This window comes from Paraburkholderia edwinii (assembly GCF_019428685.1).
In the GTDB taxonomy this organism is placed as follows: domain Bacteria; phylum Pseudomonadota; class Gammaproteobacteria; order Burkholderiales; family Burkholderiaceae; genus Paraburkholderia; species Paraburkholderia edwinii.
On sequence record NZ_CP080096.1, the window covers coordinates 360,853 to 378,414 of the forward strand.

At 60.4% G+C, this 17,562-nt stretch carries 16 protein-coding genes; 9 read left to right on the forward strand and 7 right to left on the reverse strand.

All coding sequences use genetic code 11. The annotated features are described in order from the left end of the window. Nucleotides 1-91: 91 nt before the first annotated feature. The gene (locus KZJ38_RS23430; protein ID WP_219802080.1) at nt 92-1,216 is read right to left on the reverse strand and encodes a 2-dehydropantoate 2-reductase; all 1,125 of its coding nucleotides are present in this window, start codon (nt 1,214-1,216) and stop codon (nt 92-94) included. 157 nt (nt 1,217-1,373) lie between these two features. Here KZJ38_RS23430 and KZJ38_RS23435 point away from each other — a divergent pair, with 157 nt between their 5' ends. Next, entirely contained in the window at nt 1,374-2,315 is a 942-nt protein-coding gene (locus KZJ38_RS23435; RefSeq protein ID WP_219802081.1) for a LysR family transcriptional regulator, read from the forward strand. A gap of 70 nt (nt 2,316-2,385) precedes the next feature. Further along, nucleotides 2,386-3,564 carry an alkene reductase gene (locus tag KZJ38_RS23440; RefSeq protein WP_219802082.1) on the forward strand — a complete coding sequence of 393 codons (1,179 nt, stop codon included), beginning with the start codon at nt 2,386-2,388 and terminating at the stop codon, nt 3,562-3,564. A 20-nt stretch (nt 3,565-3,584) separates the two neighbouring features. Here the strand turns inward: KZJ38_RS23440 and KZJ38_RS23445 are convergent, their stop codons facing one another. Further along, nucleotides 3,585-4,553 carry a LysR family transcriptional regulator gene (locus tag KZJ38_RS23445; RefSeq protein WP_219802083.1) on the reverse strand — a complete coding sequence of 323 codons (969 nt, stop codon included), beginning with the start codon at nt 4,551-4,553 and terminating at the stop codon, nt 3,585-3,587. A 114-nt stretch (nt 4,554-4,667) separates the two neighbouring features. Between KZJ38_RS23445 and KZJ38_RS23450 the strand changes: the two genes are divergently transcribed. The 3 genes from KZJ38_RS23450 to KZJ38_RS23460 all read left to right on the forward strand — a co-directional run bounded on the left by KZJ38_RS23450 (nt 4,668) and on the right by KZJ38_RS23460 (nt 6,994). Continuing rightward, the gene (locus KZJ38_RS23450) at nt 4,668-5,159 is read left to right on the forward strand and encodes a GNAT family N-acetyltransferase (protein WP_219803583.1); all 492 of its coding nucleotides are present in this window, start codon (nt 4,668-4,670) and stop codon (nt 5,157-5,159) included. 85 nt (nt 5,160-5,244) lie between these two features. Continuing rightward, a complete protein-coding gene (locus KZJ38_RS23455) occupies nt 5,245-6,156 on the forward strand; it encodes a LysR substrate-binding domain-containing protein (protein ID WP_246641964.1) in 912 nt (303 codons plus the stop codon). A 73-nt stretch (nt 6,157-6,229) separates the two neighbouring features. Further along, the gene (locus KZJ38_RS23460) at nt 6,230-6,994 is read left to right on the forward strand and encodes a bestrophin-like domain (RefSeq protein ID WP_219802084.1); all 765 of its coding nucleotides are present in this window, start codon (nt 6,230-6,232) and stop codon (nt 6,992-6,994) included. Here the strand turns inward: KZJ38_RS23460 and KZJ38_RS23465 are convergent. The 3 genes from KZJ38_RS23465 to KZJ38_RS23475 all read right to left on the reverse strand — a co-directional run bounded on the left by KZJ38_RS23465 (nt 6,976) and on the right by KZJ38_RS23475 (nt 10,057). After that, nucleotides 6,976-7,665 carry a response regulator transcription factor gene (locus KZJ38_RS23465; protein WP_219802085.1) on the reverse strand — a complete coding sequence of 230 codons (690 nt, stop codon included), beginning with the start codon at nt 7,663-7,665 and terminating at the stop codon, nt 6,976-6,978. The genes KZJ38_RS23460 and KZJ38_RS23465 overlap by 19 nt on opposite strands. Nucleotides 7,666-7,738: 73 nt before the next feature. Then, nucleotides 7,739-8,773, reverse strand: a complete 1,035-nt coding sequence (locus KZJ38_RS23470; protein ID WP_219802086.1) for an alpha/beta hydrolase — start codon at nt 8,771-8,773, stop codon at nt 7,739-7,741. Nucleotides 8,774-9,076: 303 nt separating this feature from the next. Next, on the reverse strand, nt 9,077-10,057 hold the full coding sequence (locus KZJ38_RS23475) for a LysR family transcriptional regulator (protein ID WP_219802087.1): 981 nt from the start codon (nt 10,055-10,057) through the stop codon (nt 9,077-9,079). Nucleotides 10,058-10,262: 205 nt separating this feature from the next. Here KZJ38_RS23475 and KZJ38_RS23480 point away from each other — a divergent pair, with 205 nt between their 5' ends. Further along, the gene (locus KZJ38_RS23480) at nt 10,263-11,117 is read left to right on the forward strand and encodes an AraC family transcriptional regulator (protein WP_219802088.1); all 855 of its coding nucleotides are present in this window, start codon (nt 10,263-10,265) and stop codon (nt 11,115-11,117) included. 63 nt (nt 11,118-11,180) lie between these two features. On the opposite strand, the gene KZJ38_RS23485 is transcribed toward KZJ38_RS23480, so the two are convergent. Then, nucleotides 11,181-12,467 carry a helix-turn-helix domain-containing protein gene (locus KZJ38_RS23485; RefSeq protein WP_246641965.1) on the reverse strand — a complete coding sequence of 429 codons (1,287 nt, stop codon included), beginning with the start codon at nt 12,465-12,467 and terminating at the stop codon, nt 11,181-11,183. Here KZJ38_RS23485 and KZJ38_RS23490 point away from each other — a divergent pair. From KZJ38_RS23490 to KZJ38_RS23500, 3 genes are all read left to right on the forward strand, one after another. Beyond that, nucleotides 12,462-13,310 carry an alpha/beta fold hydrolase gene (locus KZJ38_RS23490; RefSeq protein ID WP_246642137.1) on the forward strand — a complete coding sequence of 283 codons (849 nt, stop codon included), beginning with the start codon at nt 12,462-12,464 and terminating at the stop codon, nt 13,308-13,310. The genes KZJ38_RS23485 and KZJ38_RS23490 overlap by 6 nt on opposite strands. Nucleotides 13,311-13,379: 69 nt before the next feature. Next, nucleotides 13,380-14,567: an NnrS family protein gene (locus KZJ38_RS23495; RefSeq protein WP_219802091.1), complete on the forward strand. Its 1,188-nt coding sequence runs from the start codon at nt 13,380-13,382 to the stop codon at nt 14,565-14,567. Nucleotides 14,568-14,603: 36 nt separating this feature from the next. Further along, nucleotides 14,604-15,716, forward strand: a complete 1,113-nt coding sequence (locus tag KZJ38_RS23500) for an AraC family transcriptional regulator (RefSeq protein ID WP_219802092.1) — start codon at nt 14,604-14,606, stop codon at nt 15,714-15,716. Nucleotides 15,717-15,732: 16 nt separating this feature from the next. Here KZJ38_RS23500 and KZJ38_RS23505 read toward each other — a convergent pair whose 3' ends face one another. Next, nucleotides 15,733-17,469 carry a ShlB/FhaC/HecB family hemolysin secretion/activation protein gene (locus KZJ38_RS23505; RefSeq protein WP_425518434.1) on the reverse strand — a complete coding sequence of 579 codons (1,737 nt, stop codon included), beginning with the start codon at nt 17,467-17,469 and terminating at the stop codon, nt 15,733-15,735. Between the last annotated feature and the right edge of the window lie 93 nt (nt 17,470-17,562).

A 17,562-nucleotide genomic window follows, 5' to 3' on the forward strand; every position in this document is an offset into this window, starting at 1 on the left:
GTCGCGATGTCAGGTTGTTGAACTGCTACGCGTATCACCTTATCGCAAACAGCTTGCAACCCGCTTCGTTGCCCGGCAAGTCATATTCACATCATCCGGTTGCGCAAGCATCGCGTGATGCATCGCTTATCGCCTGCAGCAACGCTAACAGTACGCGGTTCGTGGGCGTCGGAACACCGAGCCGCTCGCCCATCACGACGATAGCGCCCGTTAGGGCACTCACCTCCATGACGCGTCCGTTCACGTTATCGATATACATCGATGTCGCTTCATCGGGGTGGTAAGCGAGCAGCCGCTCCAGCACCTGTGACTCGGCTTTTTCGCCGGGATCGACGCCGCTTGCGCGCGCGACGGCAAGACCTTCCTGAATGATTTTCGATGCGACGCTCAGGATATCGTCTCGCCCAAAAACCGCGAGGCGTTGTCTCGTGAGGGCCGTGATCGGATTCGCGACGGCATTCAACAAAAACTTCGTCCATAGCCGCTGCTGAAAATCCTCGCGCGGCGATACCTTCAGCGACGTTCCATCGAACAGTTCTGCAAAGGCGCGACCGGCCGCGATATCGGGAATGGCGATGTCAACTTCGCTGCCATGGCGGAAACTGAAATCGCTGATTGAACGTCGCTTGCCGTTGAAATACACAACGGCCGGGACGACGGGACGGTTGCCGGTATAAGGCGCGACTCGCTGCTCATGTTCTATGCCGTTTTGCAACACGGCAACGCAAGTGCCGGGTCCGCACAGGCGCTCAAACCAGGCAGACGCGGAAGCCGTGTCCTGTGCCTTCGTACACAGTAAGATCCAGTCCACATGATCGGCTTGCTCGTAGTCGGCCACCACATCAAGTGTCAAACAATGCGTCCCTTCAGGTTGCTCGATCGACACTGCTCCGGCGCTGCGGCGTGCGCATACGACGATGCGATGCCGCCCGGACAACTCGAGACAACTCGCCACCACGCCGCCGATACCACCCATTCCTATTACCGCAATCGACGTGCGCCGGGTCATCGAACACTCCTGTCTATCGGCAACAAACCGGCAACAAACCGGTAACAAACCGGCAAACCATATCAGCTCTGCCCGCCGTGGCGATGTGAGCTGAACAGGGCAAGTGTTATCGGATCCGGCATAAAAATGAAGTGACTTATAGTCATCGTCGCTATAAAGCGGCGTTATAGGGTCTGGACGCTGGTGCTTCACGCCGATCGCCCGCACGGTTATCCATGCCCGTCGCTGATTCGCCTTAACGCAGTCGCATCAGCCTATGTCGGCGGGTCTGCCATAGCCTGAACGGCCCGGTGAAGTTAACGATTCGCCAATATCGAAAGCCTTATAATCGCTCGCGCATAGCAGACGGTTATAGGAACGGCTCTTGGACATTCGCGCGCTGCGGTATTTTGCAGAGGTCGTTAACTGCGGCGGTTTCAGCCGGGCTTCCGCGGTCCTGCATGTCACTCAACCCGCAATCAGCCGCGCGGTGCGCCTGCTTGAAGAGGAACTAGGGGTTCGACTGCTGATTCGCGATCCCAAGACCGTGAAACCCACCCGCGAAGGCGAAGTCGTCTATCGCCACGCTGCCCAGATGCTGCGTCAAGTTCGTCAGCTCACCTCCGAACTGACCGATATGAAGTCGGAGTTGAAAGGTGAGTTACGCGTCGGGTTACCGCCTCTGGTCGGATCGACGTTTTTCTCCGACGTCATCGCGCAGTTCCGGCGCGAATATCCCGGCGTAGACCTTCATATTGCCGAGTTCTTTTCCAGCCACCTCGAACAGGCGCTGGACGACGGGGAAATCGATATTGCCGCAGCCATGCTGCCGGTCGACCTCGAACGCTTCGTTGTGCAGCGGTTCGCCGCGGACCGATTGATGTTTGTCGTCAATCCCGGACACGAAATCAGTAGCTGTACAGCGATGCGGATACTTGCGCTCAAGACGCATCCGTTAGTCACCTTCACCAAAGACTTCAAGTTGTGCGGCCTGATCGAAGACGCGTGCCGCGCGCAAGGGTTCGTCCCGTCGACCGTCGGGCGTAGCAGTCATCTTGACCTCGTACTTGCGATGGTGGCGTCCGGAATGGGCATAACGGTTTTGCCCAGGTCGGTCATTGAAAGGACCAACATCAGACAATTCGTCGCGGTGCCCATCGTGAAACCGGCGATACGCTTCGAACTCGCACTGGTGCGGCCGCGGCAGAGCTATATCAGCCAGGGGTGCAAAGCCTGGCTGGAACTGGCCGCCGGGGCCTTGGGGTTTCAGATCTCCGACTCGTTCATTTGCCAGGCCGGCGCCGGGACGCTCATACCCGACCGCTGACCAAACGGTGTGTAGTCGGAAGGATTAGTGAGGATTACTCTTCGGCAGAATTCTGCTCGAAGGATGATCCATGACTACCTTATTCGATTCTCTGCTGCTTGGCGGCGCCGTTTCGCTGAAGAACCGCATCGTCATGCCTCCCATGACTCGCACGCGCACGACCGAGGGCGCTCTCCCGACCGACGGCGACCTTCCCAACGAGATGGTGGCCACCTATTACGGCCAGCGGACCGGCGCCGGCTTGATCATTTCCGAGGCCACCGACGTGGATCAGTCCAGCCACGGTTACGCGCGAATTCCGGGAATCCACTCGGAAACCCAAATGCAGGGCTGGCGTCGCGTGACCGATGAGGTTCACCGCCGGGGCGGCACGATCTTCATGCAGCTGTGGCATGTGGGCAGGCTCGCCCATTCCTCGATTCTGCCGAACGGCCAGGCGCCGGTGGGCGTGACCGGCGAACGGGCCGAGGGTTCGGAGGTGTTCGCCCACGGCCCCGACGGCCGGTTGCGCTTTATGGCCGTTGACACGCCAAGGGCCCTCAGCACGGATGAAGTGTCGGCCATGGTGGGGACCTTTGCCCAAGCCGCCCGCAATGCGCGGGAAGTCGGGTTCGATGGTGTCGAGCTCCATGCGGCCAACGGCTATCTGATCGAACAGTTCATGAACTCGGTGCTCAATACGCGCACGGACCGCTACGGCGGGGGCAGCATGGAAGATCGCACGCGCTTCCTGATGGAAGTCGTCGATGCGGCGGTGGCTGAATTCGGTCCGGGACGCGTGGGTGTTCGCCTTTCTCCGCACGGCAAGTACGGTTCGATGCCGACGGACCCTCTTGTCGAGGAAACGTTTCTGTATGTCGTCGAGCAACTGGCGCGTCGCGGCGTGGCCTATATCCACCTGCTCTACGAGCTGCTGCCCGAAGGAAATATGGAGACAGGCGTGTTCAAGCCCCGGTACCTCGACCACGGTCTGCTTGCCAAAGCTCGCGCGCTATTTCCGGGCGCCTTCATCTGGTGTGGCGGTTTCAATGACCGCGAGCGCGCCCAGGCTTCGCTCGACACAGGGTTGGTGGACCTGATCGCCTTCGGCAGACCCTATATCGCCAATCCGGACCTCGTTGAGCGTCTTAAGAACGGCTGGCCGTTAGCCGTTGCGGACCGCTCGGCTTATTACACGCGACACGGCAACCTGGGCTACATAGACTTCCCTGCTTACTCGACCGATAGTGCCGAATGCGGCGTAGCCTGACGGCGCTCGTCGATCGCCGGTCACCTTCCGCGCGCGCTTGCGCTGCGTGCATTGGCCCGTGCTGCGCGTGGAATCGCGCCCAGCACATCCAGCATCTTCTCGCACATCCAGCGATGCGCCGGCGAGCCGGTGTGTCGCCTATGGAAAAAAACCTTGAGTACGTAGCGAGAAATGTGAAATGGCGTGGGGTGAATTTCAAGCGGTAGCGAGTTCGCCAATTGAAGCGCGGCCCGTCGCGGCAGCGTGAGCAGATACTCGGAGTTCGCGACGATAAACGGAGCAGCCATCACGCTTGGCAGTCTCACTGCTACGTCGCGGGTCAGCCCGGAACTGAGCAGCGCCGCATCGACAACGCTTTGCTCGGTGGTCCAGGGCGTCACGACGACGTGCCGTTCCGCGAGATACTGCGCCAGCGACAGCTTTCTTCTGATCCGTTGATGGCCCTTTCGAACGGCGACGACATAATCGTCCGTGAAGCAATCGAACGATTCCACACTGGTCCGCTGCGTTTGCTCTTCGCCCAGAAAGCCCAAAGCGAAGTGAACCTGCCCCGAGGCGAGATCGTCTAGCGATTCGCTATGGGTCGAATAGATCACGCGCACGCGAACATGTGGGGCCTCGCGTGCCAAGGCAGGAATGAACTGCGGCAGCACGGCGAACGTTGTGAAGTCCGTCGCAGCAAACATGAATTCCTGGGTGCTCGTTGACGGAACGAATCGGCCGGTGTCCCCCAGCGCGCCTGTCAGCCCAGCCAGCGCCTCGCGTACGCCCGGCGCCATCTGCTCGGCTCTCGCCGTGGGCCGCATGCCGCTACCCTGCCGCACGAAAAGCTCGTCGCCCAATGCGGCACGAAGGCGGCCTAGCGCATGACTGCAAGCCGATGCGCTCAGCGAGAGTTCGTCGGCCGCCAGCACGACGCCTCGATGCCGAAACAAGGCATCGAAAACCAGTAAAAGATTGAGATCGATCCGTCGCAGGGAATCATGCATGGCGTGCAGTATGGATTGAATAAAACGCAGTACGTGCAGTTTGCGCCTGTTCTACTATCGTGTCATTCGCACCGCATTGACCGCGCATTAACCGGCCTCCGGCCAGCCTCGCAGATGACTACCTCGCACTTCCGGCTCGCGCGTCCGAGCGACGTCGACCGCTGCTATCAGATCGAGACCGCGGCCTATGAAGGCGACGAAGCCGCGACACGAGAAAAAATCGCCACGCGCATCGCTCAATACCCGCAAGGCTTCCTTGTCATGGAACTGGATGGGACGATCGCCGGATTTATCAACGGCGGATGCGCACACGAGGTCGTGATGTCCGACGAGGCGTTCAAGGAGCTTGTCGGGCACGATCCGGCCGCGCCCAACGTGGTGATCATGTCGGTGGTGATCGACCCGGTGCACCAGGGAAAAGGCTACGCGTCGCCCATGATGCGGGCCTTCGTCGAGCGCATGTCCAGGATGGACAAGCAGGCAATTCACCTCATGTGCAAGGAACGTCACGTCGGGCTTTACGAGCGCCTCGGCTATCGCTATGTCAGGCCGTCCACATCAGATCATGGTGGTATGTCGTGGCACGAGATGGTGATGGCGCTTTGACCGGGCACTGGCCGACGTGCAAAGGCGAGGCGCTTTTGTGTCACGAAGCCGGAGCAGTGGCGTCGCCTGATTGCCGGGGACCCGCATGATGCTCGACATCAACGACATGTATTACTTCGTACACGTTGTCGAGCACAAGAGCGTCACGGCGGCTGCCCGAGCGCTTCGTTTGCCCCAAACGACGATCAGCGACCGGCTCAACCAGCTGGAAATGAGACTGGGCGTGCGCCTGATCGACCGTACGCTGCCCCAGTTGGCCGTGACGGACGTAGGAAAGGATTTCTACCTGCACACAAGGGCGATGCTGCAGCATGCGCAAGAAGCGGAATCCGCTGTGCGTGAACGGATGACGATGCCGGGCGGGCTGGTGAAGATCAGTGTGACGCCCGCCACTGCGCAATGTGTGATGCGCCACGTGCTGCCAGCCTTTAGCAGGAAATATCCCGACATGAGGCTCATGCAACGGACGTCGAACGCGGAAGCGTCGATTGTGGCCGAGGGTTTCGACGTCGCCATTCAGGCGCACGCGCAACCGTTGCAAGATTCATCCTTGATCCAACGGCCACTCGCATCGACGCCGTGCCTGCTGTTTTGCAGTCCATCACTGTTCGGTGATCCACGGGCTCTGCGGCGCCCGGAGGAGTTGAAGGACACGCCGACACTATTCATGCTGGACAATGGCGCGCCTTGCAAATGGACGCTGCATCATCGCAGCGGCGAAGACGTTACCGTGCCGCTTTCCCCCGCGTTGACCACCGATTGCATGAAAACCTTGAAGGATGCGGCGGTTGGTGGACTCGGCGTAGTCGCGCTGCCTGCGTATGCGTGCAAAGCGGAATTGCGCGCGGGAAGCCTCGTCAGGGTGCTTCAGGAGTGGACGGCTGGCGCCGCCAATCTGACCGCGCTCGTGCCTTATGGGCAAAACAGGCTGCCATCGGTTCGCGCGCTACTCGACTTCCTCGTCGAGCAGGTTCCGGGCGTTGTGGCGATGGACTAGGCGTTCCTCGCTCAAGGTAACAACGCTTCTTCTTTTTATTACAATGCTGGAACCGCCGTAATGGAGACGTTGCATGGCAGCGTTCGTCGGTCATCCGGCTTTCCTCTTTGTCGTGCTGGTCGCCCTTTTCGTTGCGGCGGTTGCATTCGGCGCCTATATCCTGCGGCGCATTGCGCCACTTCCGGAAGACGACCGAGAAGACTTCAACCTCGTGCAGACCGCCACGCTCACGTTGCTGGCGCTGCTCGTCGGCTTCAGCCTTTCGATGGCGGTCGGACGCTACGACCAGCGCAAGAATCTCGAGGAAAGCGAAGCCAACGCGATCGGCACGGAATATGCGCGCGCCGATCTCGTCAGTGCCGCCGTGGGCGCAAAGATGAAGGCTGGGTTGGTGCGCTACACCAAGCTAAGACTGGCCGATTTCCGCACGCGCGACCGGCAGGAACTCGAACGCATTCACCGCGATACGGCAGCGCTTCAAGACGAGCTGTGGCGCCTCGCGACTCAAGTCGCGCAAGAGCAACCGACACCGATCGGCGCGCTCGTCGTCGCGGGGATGAACGACGTGCTGAATTCGCAGGACTACACCGAGGCCGCACGCATCAATCGCATACCGCTCGGTGCGTGGATCCTCATGATCGTCATCGCGCTCTGTGGTTGTGTCGTGCAGGGTTACGGTACAAAGGGGACGCTGCGCCGAGGCCTGCTGATCACCATCCTGCCTGTCACAGTTGCGCTTTCGCTCGCCCTGATCGCTGATATCGATAGTCCGCGGGCCGGGTTTATTCGCGTCCAGCCGCTGGATCTGACAAGGCTGCTTCAATCGTTGACGAAGTGATGCGTTGCCGCGGGGAACCTCCCGCCCGGTCTCTCGCTGCCGAGCCCGAGCGCCGCCGCCTTCAACACGAAATCGGCCATCGACCTGGCGTCCATTTTCCTCATTGCCTGAGCGCGGTAAATCTTCACGGTAATTTCGCTTAGCCCCAGCTCCGCCGCGATTTGCTTGTTCAGCAGCCCCTTCGCGACCCGGCACATCACTTCCCGTTCACGCGTCGTCAGCGATGCGTAGCGGCATTGCAAACTGTGCGACGAGCGCCGCTGCTCCCGCCGGCTGCCGTCGACGCTCAGCGCAATCGACACCGCGTCCAGGATGCGCTGGTCGCGAAACGGCTTTTCGATGAAGTCGACGGCGCCGCGCTTCATGGCCAGGACGGACATCTCGATGTCGCCGTGTGCGGTGATGAAAATGATCGGCATGCCAAACCGGCGCACGATCTGCTCCTGCGCAGCAAGGCCGCTTTGCCCCCTGAGCCTCACATCGAGAAGTAGACAACTCGGCGTATCCGGCTTATCGACTTCCATGAAATCGTCAACACAGTTGAAACACTCGACTTGAATGCCAACGGAATTCAGCAACGTCGACAGCGCGATGCATAGAGGGCCGTCGTCGTCGACGATGTACGCGATCGGCTCACAGACGCCAGCCTTAATAGAAAAATCTGTGCTCATGTTTCCCGTTTGTTGTTATATCGCCGTCGCTTTACCGGGTGTGGTCCGCAAAACCGGATCACACCCGCCAGCATTATTTAGACAGATGATCCCGAATCTCTTCGCTAATCTGCTGAAGCGCCGCTTCGGTGGAAGGAACATGACGAAGCGCGTTAAGAAGCACGAAGTCGTGAATGGTGCCGTTGTATCGGACTGCCGCCACCGTTACGCCCGCTGCCTTGAGCTTGCGTGCGTACGCTTCGCCTTCGTCGCGCAGCGGATCGTTCTCCGCGGTGACGACGAGCGCCGGCGGCAAGCCCGCGAGTTCCGCCGTGCTGGCGCGCAATGGCGATACGTAGGGGTTATCGCGCGTGCCGGCGTCCGGCACGTAGAGGTCCCAGCCATATTTCATGAACGAGCGCGCGAGAAAGCGGCCGGTGCCGAACGCGTGATACGAATCGGTGTCCACGCTCGCGTCAGTCGCCGGAATCATCAAGGCCTGAAAACGGATCTTCGGGCCCTTGCGGTCCTTCGCCATGATCGGCAGGACTGCCGCCATATTGCCGCCGACCGAGTTCCCGGCCACCGCAATCCTGCTGCCGTCCGCGCCGAACTCCTTCGCATGGGAGGCGATCCACGTCAGCGCGGCATACGATTCTTCGAGCTGCGTGGGGAATTTCGCTTGAGGCAACGGCGTGTATTCGACGAACACGCCGATCTGGCCGGATCCCACGACGAGGTCGCGCAGCAGCCGCTGATGGTTCGCGAAGTTGCCTACGATCCATACGCCGCCGTGAATGAATAGCAGCACGCCCGGTTCGCCGCGAACATGATCGGGCTTCATGATGTACAACTTCACAGTGCGGCCGTTCTCGGTGACGGTGCGCTCGATCGTCGTGACACCCGACATGTCGACGGGCGTCTGATTTTGAAGACTGGTCAGGATTTCCTGCGGCTTCGGCTGGGGCAGTTCCCAGAACGGACTGCTGTCCTTATTGAGTTCGACGAGAAATGCGCGCACCTGCGGATCGAGATGATCGTCCGTCGCGGGATCGGCTGCCGCGGCAACCGAGCCGGTTGCTCCCATCGAAACAACTGCCGTCATCGCGGCCATGGTCACTGCTTTCATGATGAGCCTTTGCATGCTGGTACCGTTTTGTTGGTCGATTGATGGATGCGCCCTCGCTCGTGGCCGTGCGAATAGCTCGCGAACGAACGCGGCGATCGTACGCTGCGCTTGTGTTGCGCTTCGCCGCGATATCACTGGATTGTTTGAATGAACCTGCATTCGCATGGACGGTCAGCAATATCGCGCCGACCGATGCTACCGTTCGAATATAGGCGTGTACACGATCAGGCAAGACAAGCTATGGTTGCGTATTGCGTAACCATAGTTCGCCGCCACAGCCTTGATGCAAACGATCAGGCCTGCTTAGTCTGCTGAAGCGCCGGATTGAGAAACTGCCAGCTGGGTTGCGATCCGTTCGTCTCTCGCGAGCGCGAAAGGCAGCCGGCTCGTGATCAGATCGATCCATGCGCGCGTTTTGGCGGGTAGCAACCGGCGTGAAGGAATGAGCAGATACACGCCGACTTCAGGGGTGCGCCATCGAGGTAAGACCGGGACAAGCCGGCCTGATCGAAGACTATCGATGACAACCCAGGAGGGAAAGAGGCCGATGCCCAAACCGGCAAGCGCGGCAAGCAACACCGCGTCGGGCGTATCGCAATCGAGGACACTTCGCACCGGCACGCTGACCGTCGATACGCCTTCAGTTAGCTCCCAATATCGCGCGGGTACGCTGGTCAGTTTGATACAACTGTGCGCAAGCAGATCTTCAGGGCGTGTCGGCGTTCCATGCTGGGCGAGATAGTCGGGGCTTGCGCACAGCAGCGCGCGTGCTCCCGCAACTTTCCGCCCGACCAGCGACGACGCGGTCAGGTCGGACGCGAAAAACAGACTTGAATCGATGCCTTCGGCGAGGATGTCCGGCGGGTACTGTCGAGTCAGATACTCGACTTTCACACCCGGGTATCGTTGTGCGTATTCGACGATGACCGGTTGCACATAGTGCCGGCCGAGGCTCGTCATGGACGATACCCTGAGCGTGCCGGCCGGGCGTACGACCGTGTCTCGCGCTTCGCCTTCCGCTTCTTCGACCAGTTCGAGGATCGTCCGACATTTGCGCAGATACTGCTCGCCCGCGGCCGTTAGCGTCACGCTCCGCGCGTTTCGATGCAGCAATTTCGTGCCGAGCCGAAGCTCGAGCTCCGCGATCATCCGCGAGACTTGCGGAGGCGTGAGGTTCGACTGACGGGCCGCGGCGGTAAAGCCGCGGGCATCGACGACGGCAACGAACAGGCGCATCGCATGCAGTAAGCCGGAATTCAGGCGTGTTCTTGACGGAGCGGCCATCGGTTGCAGGTTCTCGTGCGTCGATCGTTGCTTTAACGCTCGCCAGTATACTGACGGCCCCCTTTCGGCCCTGGCGCAAAATGATCATTTTTTTGAAGCTAACGCGCATCTCATCGCACGCGACACGCGCCTCGCTGCCAGCGGGCCTGCTTTGATGTCGCTATAATTTTCCGGCGCAGGCACAGGCTTTCGTTAGGAGAGGGAAGTGAGGCTTCACAGTGCAGAGCTTGTATCGCGAACCACGGCAAACTGGGACGGCGTAAGCGCGGAAATTGTCGACCGCCGGTTCGGTGCCCGCCCCGCGGAGCTCTACACGCTCTCGACGCGGCACGCGGTCTACGTCGAACTCACCGATGGCATCGTGTGCGAACGGGAAGTGGTCGGGTTCCATAGCCACCGGTATATCTCCCGTATGCATCTGTTGTCGTTCCGGCCCGCCGGCTCAACGCTTCGCGGTACCGCAAGCGGTTCGGGAATCCACTCCTATGGCGTCGTGTTTATCGATCCGGAGTGCGAGCATTTGCGCCAGCCTCTTGCTCAGATCGGCAACGAGTGGACGCCCTTCACCGCGCTAAGAAACCAGCAGATCTGGGATGAAATGGCGCCCTTGCTTGCGGAGTGTGCGGCGGCTGACGCCAGGAAGCGTCCGCTCGCCCGATTCTATGCCGTGGGGCGGGCGATTGCGTTGCTCGCGTTGCTGGCCGACGAAACCGGACAGGCCTCGTACGCCGGCAGCGGCGACCGCCGCGTCAGGAGCGCCCTCGCGTGGATTCACGACAACCTGACCCACGAGTTCACGCTCGAGCATCTCGCCGATGTCGCGAATACCAGCGCCTCACAACTCGTGAGACTGTTTCGCAAATCGCTCGGATTGACGCCGATGGCGTATGTCTCGCAGCGGCGCATCCGCGAAGCGCAGCGGCTGCTCGCGAGTTCTTCAATGTCCGTCGAACAGATCGCCATTCATCTCGGCTACTCTGATCAAAGCCATTTCACCAACCGGTTCCGGGCGAATACGGGCGTAACGCCCGCTGTATTCCGGCGCGAACGACGCGCATGATGCGAAGCGACGCATCGAAAAACGAACTACACGCCGGGCATCCGCTGTAGTCTGGACTGCTGCCTACCTGTGCGCCTGGCGAAACGCCATCGGCGATACGCCGAAGGTCTCCTTGAACACGCGGCTAAAGTGCGCGGCATCGCTGAAGCCCCAGCTAAACGCGATATCGGTGATGCTGCGGCGGCTGCGCGGATCCGCGAGTTCCGTCCGGCACCTGGCGAGACGCCGGGAGCGGCACCAGCCCGCCACGGTCAGTTGCCGCTCGTTGAAGGCCCGCTGCAGATATCGAACCGAAACGCCGAAGCGGCTGGCGATCGCGACCGGTGTCAGTTCAGGATCGTCAAGCCGTTGCTCCATATAGCGCATCACGCGCGACAAAAATTCGTCCTTCGGCGACGCGGCGCTTTCGCGCACGCGTACGGCGATCGTCGACGCGAGCAGATCCAATGTGGTGTCGATGCAGGACGCGAGCGGCTCGGTGCCGCGTTCGATTACGTCATCCGCGAGCGTCGTCATCCAGCTTCCGAGCAGTGCGCCGACCGGGCTGCCCGCTTCGATGCGCAATCCGTCGTAGGAAATCGCTTTTGGAACCACCTGCTGGAAATGTTGAAGCGGCACCACCATGCAAAGCTTACGGAACGGTTCGGGCATCGCGAATCTTGCCTGGTAGCCGCTAAACCAGAACGCGATATCGCCCGGTGCGATCACGGTGAGGGCGCCGTTGCGCTCGTAGATCGTTCGGCCCGCGCGCTGATAGGTGATGCCGATAAACGCATCGATGTCCCGGTTCAACTGCCGCTCGCCGCGTAGCGCGGCAAGCGGAGCGCCCGACACGGACAGTGCCCTGATCCGGCCTACGTTTCGCTGCACGAGGTTTACTGAAGGCGGCGGCGCTGCATCGATCAGACAGACGTCCCAGCTGACATGGTCGATATGCATGGCGTGGTGGAGTTCGTCGCCCTCGAAGTGCAGGTGAGGCGCGGTGGCTGCATCAGCGGTACTGAGTGGTTCGTCCATCGAGGCTTCATTCGAACTGCGGAAGGAGCGGCAAATCATCCTAATACACGTGCCGATCGGAAACCGCGAGAAACCACGAGAAATCGTACACGCTTCGCACATTTCGCCGGCCCTTCGCATCTGGCGCACCCGCAAAAGTGTGCGGACGCGCCACGACATGCGGCAGAACAGCTCTCTAACTAACATTTCGACAACGTTAAATTTTCGAGTCGATACGGACAACACATGACCGGCAAATTTCATGAAGATGGTCAGAAACCTAGCGGCAGCGTGCCACCGTTTGGCGACGAGCCGTCGACGCAAGCGGTCAAGCTGCCGTTTGTTCTTGTGCATGGCGGCTGGTGGGGCGCCTGGTCTTTTGAACGACTGATTCCCTTGCTCATGAGCCGCGGCCATGCAGCCCTTGCGCGAGACCTTCCGGGGCATGGACTCAACGCGCGATTTCCGTCGTCGTATATGCGTCGCCCGATGGAACGGGCATCCTTTGAAAGCGAGCAATCACCGAATGCGCAATTCACGAGAGACGAATACGTCGATGCGATTCTCGGCGCGATTGATTGCGTGAGTGCATTTGGTAACGGCCAGGTCGTACTCGTCGGACACAGCATGTCTGGAGCGCTGATATCCATGGTGGCCGAGCGTTGTCCCGAACGCATCGCGAAGCTCGTCTATCTCTCGGCATTCATGCCGCGGACCGGCACCGCGATTGTCGACTATATCCATGCACCGGAGAACGAAGGTCAGCTGATTCCCCTTTTGTTTACAGGCGATCCTGCCGCGACGGGCGCATTGCGCATCGATCATCGTGCCGACGATCTGGCGTCGCGCGAAACCGGACGGCGTGCATTCTGTGGCGACATGAGCGAGGGGGGCTATCACGCCCTCGTCAATCTGACGACTCCCGACGAAGCGGCCGCACCCATGGCAACGCCGGTCCAGACCACCGTGGAACGATGGGGCAGCGTGGAACGCCACTACATCATGTGTCTGCAAGATTATGCGATCCGGCCGGCGATGCAGCGGCGCTTCGTTGAGGAAGCCGACGCGTTTGTTCCGCAACGGCCTACTGTCGTGCACAGCCTCGATGCGAGCCACGGCGCCGTTGTTTCGCAACCGGGCGCGCTAGCGGAACTGCTAGTGGACATTGCAAACGGCGACATGCTGTCGCAGCCCTAAGGGAACACTATCATTGCGTCCCTGCGCGCTATAACATGCATTAAACGTGCATGTTGTGCGGGAGGCGGGATGAAGATCGACGACCCTGCGACGAACGGCTTGCCGGGCTTGCCGGTCCTGAGACTTGGTTTCCGGCCGTTCTACCTGGGCGGTGCGTGCTTTGGCGTGGTCGCCATGCTGCTCTGGCTCGTCACCCTGCACGGTCACCCTCTCGCGGGCCGCTCACCAGCGATAAGCGGCATGCTCTGGCATGCGCACGAAATGGTCTTTGGGTTTGCCGCCGCGATCGTCGTCGGCTTCCTGCTGACGGCCGTGCGCGCCTGGACCTCGCTCGACACACCGCGTGGCGCGTCGCTCGCGTGGTTGTGGCTGTTATGGGCCGCAGGTCGCGTGCTTATCTGGTCCGGGCCGGAACCGATCGCCGCGGTTGTCGATTCCGCGTTTCTGCCCGTTGCGGCCATCGTGCTGTTGCGTGTGCTGATCGCCGCGCACAATCGACACAATATTTTTCTGCCCGTCGCATTGGCATTGTTCGGGTTGCTCAATGCGCTATCGCACTGGTGGGCGTGGCACGGGCGTATCGACCTTTCCTTGCATATGGTTTATGCGGCAACGGGGCTCGTGATTCTCTTCGTTACCGTTATCGCGGGGCGCGTGGTGCCGATGTTCACGATGAACGCCATGCCCGGCTTTTCGATCAGGCGCTGGAAGACTGTCGAGGCGCTTGTTGTCCCCGTGGTACTCCTGACCTTCGTTGCGGAGCTGGCCAATGCGCCGCCCTTATTGACCGCTTCCTGTGCAGGCGCAGCCGCGTTGATCCATGGCATCAGGGTGGCGGGATGGCATTCATGGCGGACCGGTTCGCGCCCGATTCTCTGGATCCTGCATGTCGCCTATGCGTGGATTCCAGTCGGCTTTGCGATGCTCGCGCTCGCATCCCTTGGCGTCGTGCAGCATTCGCTTGCGATTCACGCCTTGACGGTCGGCGCGATTGGATGCGCAATCATTGGAATGATTACGCGTACCGCCCTTGGCCATACCGGACGTCCGCTTGTCGCAGGCCGTGCAGAAATTGCGAGCTACGTGCTGATGATCGTTGCCGTGGTGGTGCGTATCTTCGGGCCGTGGTTCGCCGCAAGCGCGAGTGCTTTCTGGATCGACATAGCCGGCGCGTGCTGGTGCGCGGCATTGGTCCTTTACCTGATCAAGTACGTGCCCTTCCTCACCCAACCCCGCACGGATGGCAAAGCGGGTTAGGTACTTTGGTCCGCCAACTTTGAACTCGCGACAAACTTGATTCAGAGCATTCTTGATGATGCTCTGCGGATTTTTTTACACTATTTTTGCGCCTCGCCGACTAGCCTAGCGACGGTCGAAACACTGCATTGGACCCTTGAAGGAGGTATCGCAGTGAGTGACCCGATAGACGAAAACACCTGGAATGGCAGGCGCATGTGTCGTGATGAATGGATCGACGTGATGTCGTCGATAGGCTTGCAGTACCGGTTCGATTCCTCCCGCGCCGGAGCGTCGATACATAGTAGTGCGTATGCCGGGCGCAGCGCCGTCGTGAACCTCGATATCGCGTGGCAGTCGGTCTCGCCTATCATGCAACACGGCGACGGCGACGATCTCTTTGTGCAAGTGGTAAATAGCGGCACGAGGTGGATCGAACAGCGCGGGCAGACCGTCGCGCTCGGGCCCGGCGATGTGGCCGTACTCGACCCGCTGACCTGGTACAACGCAACGGTGCGCGAACGGACAAGCCTGTCGATCCTGCGCATCCCGAGGTCGGCATTGCGCGATCGCGGGATGCGTCACCGCTTTCCGATGGTGTGTTGTCCGAATCCGTCGTCGGCGGATGTTTGCGCGACACGCGACTTCGTGCTTTACCTCGCCGCGAACGCAGGCAAGGCGAGCAAAGAATTATTCGCGCGGCTTGGCGAGCAGTGTCTCGATCTAATGGACGTGCTGGTTTACGACCGCAGCGAATCTTTGCCTGCGCGCTCGAATGAAGTCACGGTATTGCGCGCGAAGCAACTGATCTCCCGTCATTTCGCCAACCACGACCTGAGCGCTGGACGCATCGCAGCCGAGCTCAGCATGTCGACCAGCAGCCTGCGTCGTGCGTTGCAGGCCCACGGGCTATCGGCAATGGACTATGCGTCGTCGGTGCGCCTCGAGCATGCGGCGCGACGGCTTCGCGTCGGCGCATCGCATGGCTTGATCAAGGCAATTTCGTATCAGTGCGGCTTCAAGAGCCAGGCGCACTTTTGTCGCCTGTTCAAGGCTCGTTATGGGATGACGCCGCGTGAGTATTCCGTATGTCACGGAATGGCGAGCTGCGAGACGGCGCAGATGATGGAAACGAGTGGTACGGCAAATAGGGAGAAGTCAGAATTCTAAAGACGCTTTCCGCATTTCAAAACTGCGCCGTCAACTGAAATCCGAACGTCACGCGCGCAGTATCGAAATCTTTTGGCTTGTACACCGGCGTGCCCGCAAAGAGATCGTACGCATAGGCGCCGAAGCGCGTCTGCACTGAGCCGCGCACACCAATCACAGCGCCGGCAAGCTGAGTGCCCGCAAGAAACTCGGTGCTCGGTCCATACAGATGTCCGTAGTCGAGGCCGACGTATAACGACTGCCCTGTCTGCGCGATCGGCACCTGCAGCTCGTTACGCCAGTAAAAGCCGCGTTCGGCCGCGAGCATCGTTTCGCCGTCGAAACCGCGCACCGTGTAGCGGCTGCCGATCGCGAGATCATCGATATAGAACAGCAAGTCGTTCGTGTACTGGCCGTGCACGGTTGTGACATAGCGCAGGTTCTGGCTCGCGACGGAGAATGGCACCGATAGGTTCGCGTCGAGCACCGCCATGTGATAGCGGTATGTCGGACCACCTTCAGGTGAAGTATCGGGCGTTGCGCCGAGCCAGCCGATCCCCTGCCTGTAAGCGAGCGTCCCGTCGAACTGTGCCGCACCGAAATAATGACGATCGGTCACACCGGCCTCGACGAATGTGTTGTCGCGGCGCTGCTGCTCGATTTCCGTGTCGTCGATAAAGCTCGCGCCCCAGCGTTTCGTCAGCTGGAACTCGACACCGAATACATCGTTCTGCGTGCGGCTCAGCACGCGCTGCAGCTTCGCGCCGAGCGTCTGCTGATTACCGCTCGAGACGAAGGTCTGATTTACGCCGGCGATCTGCTGGTAGTAGGTGTTTGCGTTGCCGGATACGGTGGCGGTCCAGTAGCCCCACGGCACCGAATAGAAGCTGTTGAAGCCGTGCGAGCCGAGTCCCTTGTCGCCGAATTCGAGATCCTGATTGGCGCCGATGTTGAAGAGGTCGTTCAGACCGAGCGGGTTGTCGATGCCGAGCGAGAGATTGCCTTGCAGCTTGCCGGTCGCGCGCTGTCCGGAGTTGTCGACGGATGCGACGACGGTCCATGGTTTCGTGCGCTTGACGCTGATGACCACATCGCTTTCGCTCGGGACGTTGGCCGGTTCGATCTTCATGTCGACATCCTGGCTCGGGACGCGCTTCATCTGCTCAAGGCCTTGCTCGAGATCGCGAAGGTTCAGGACGTCACCGCCGCGAGCGGGGAAGGCTGATTTCCATGTGCCGCGGGTGTTAGGGTCGGCGTAGCGGAGTTCGCGGATCACGCCTGGGATGAGCGACAGATGCAATGTGCCTTGCGCCAGGTCTTGCTCGGGGATCAGTACGCGCGTCGTGACGTAGCCTCGATTCAGGATCCGTTGCGATAGGCCTTTGACGATGAGTTCGACACCTTGTTTACCGATGCATTGGCCGCTGTAGTGGTCGAGCCATTCGCGGGCGAAGGCGAAGCGATCTTGTGGCAGTGCGGATGCGCCTTGGGCGCGGACTTCGTCCGGTAACGTGGGTGGGACGTCGAGTGCGAATGATTTGACTTCGAAGCAAGGGTGTTCGATTGGTAGCTTTGGATAAGGCTCGGCCGATGGGGCGGTGGAGCGTACCGTAGGCGCGTTTAGTGTGCGTTCGCGCTCGGCCGCTTCGCGCTGCTGGTCGATTAGCTGCTGCGGCTGGACGGTGCTGCGGGCGGCGTTGGCGAGGTCGGGCGGTGGCGGTGGCGTTTGTGCGAATGCGCCAACTGAAACTACGGTAAGTCCGGCGGACAGCATTGCTGCGATGTGTGGCGACTGCATTGTTTTCGTTCTCTATCGTGCGCTTATCTGATGCTCATCATCCCGTTGACTACGAGCTTCCTCGCTGCG

Excerpts from the sequence above, each read along its gene's own strand:
- KZJ38_RS23445 (WP_219802083.1), bottom strand. The coding sequence starts at position 4,553 with ATGCATGATTCCCTGCGACGGATCGATCTCAATCTTTTACTGGTTTTC.
- KZJ38_RS23475 (WP_219802087.1), bottom strand. The coding sequence starts at position 10,057 with ATGGCCGCTCCGTCAAGAACACGCCTGAATTCCGGCTTACTGCATGCG.
- KZJ38_RS23495 (WP_219802091.1), top strand. The coding sequence starts at position 13,380 with ATGAAGATCGACGACCCTGCGACGAACGGCTTGCCGGGCTTGCCGGTC.
- KZJ38_RS23505 (WP_425518434.1), bottom strand. The coding sequence starts at position 17,469 with ATGCTGTCCGCCGGACTTACCGTAGTTTCAGTTGGCGCATTCGCACAA.
- KZJ38_RS23440 (WP_219802082.1), top strand. The coding sequence starts at position 2,386 with ATGACTACCTTATTCGATTCTCTGCTGCTTGGCGGCGCCGTTTCGCTG.
- KZJ38_RS23455 (WP_246641964.1), top strand. The coding sequence starts at position 5,245 with ATGATGCTCGACATCAACGACATGTATTACTTCGTACACGTTGTCGAG.
- KZJ38_RS23485 (WP_246641965.1), bottom strand. The coding sequence starts at position 12,467 with ATGCACAAGAACAAACGGCAGCTTGACCGCTTGCGTCGACGGCTCGTC.
- KZJ38_RS23470 (WP_219802086.1), bottom strand. The coding sequence starts at position 8,773 with ATGAAAGCAGTGACCATGGCCGCGATGACGGCAGTTGTTTCGATGGGA.
- KZJ38_RS23465 (WP_219802085.1), bottom strand. The coding sequence starts at position 7,665 with ATGAGCACAGATTTTTCTATTAAGGCTGGCGTCTGTGAGCCGATCGCG.
- KZJ38_RS23460 (WP_219802084.1), top strand. The coding sequence starts at position 6,230 with ATGGCAGCGTTCGTCGGTCATCCGGCTTTCCTCTTTGTCGTGCTGGTC.
- KZJ38_RS23450 (WP_219803583.1), top strand. The coding sequence starts at position 4,668 with ATGACTACCTCGCACTTCCGGCTCGCGCGTCCGAGCGACGTCGACCGC.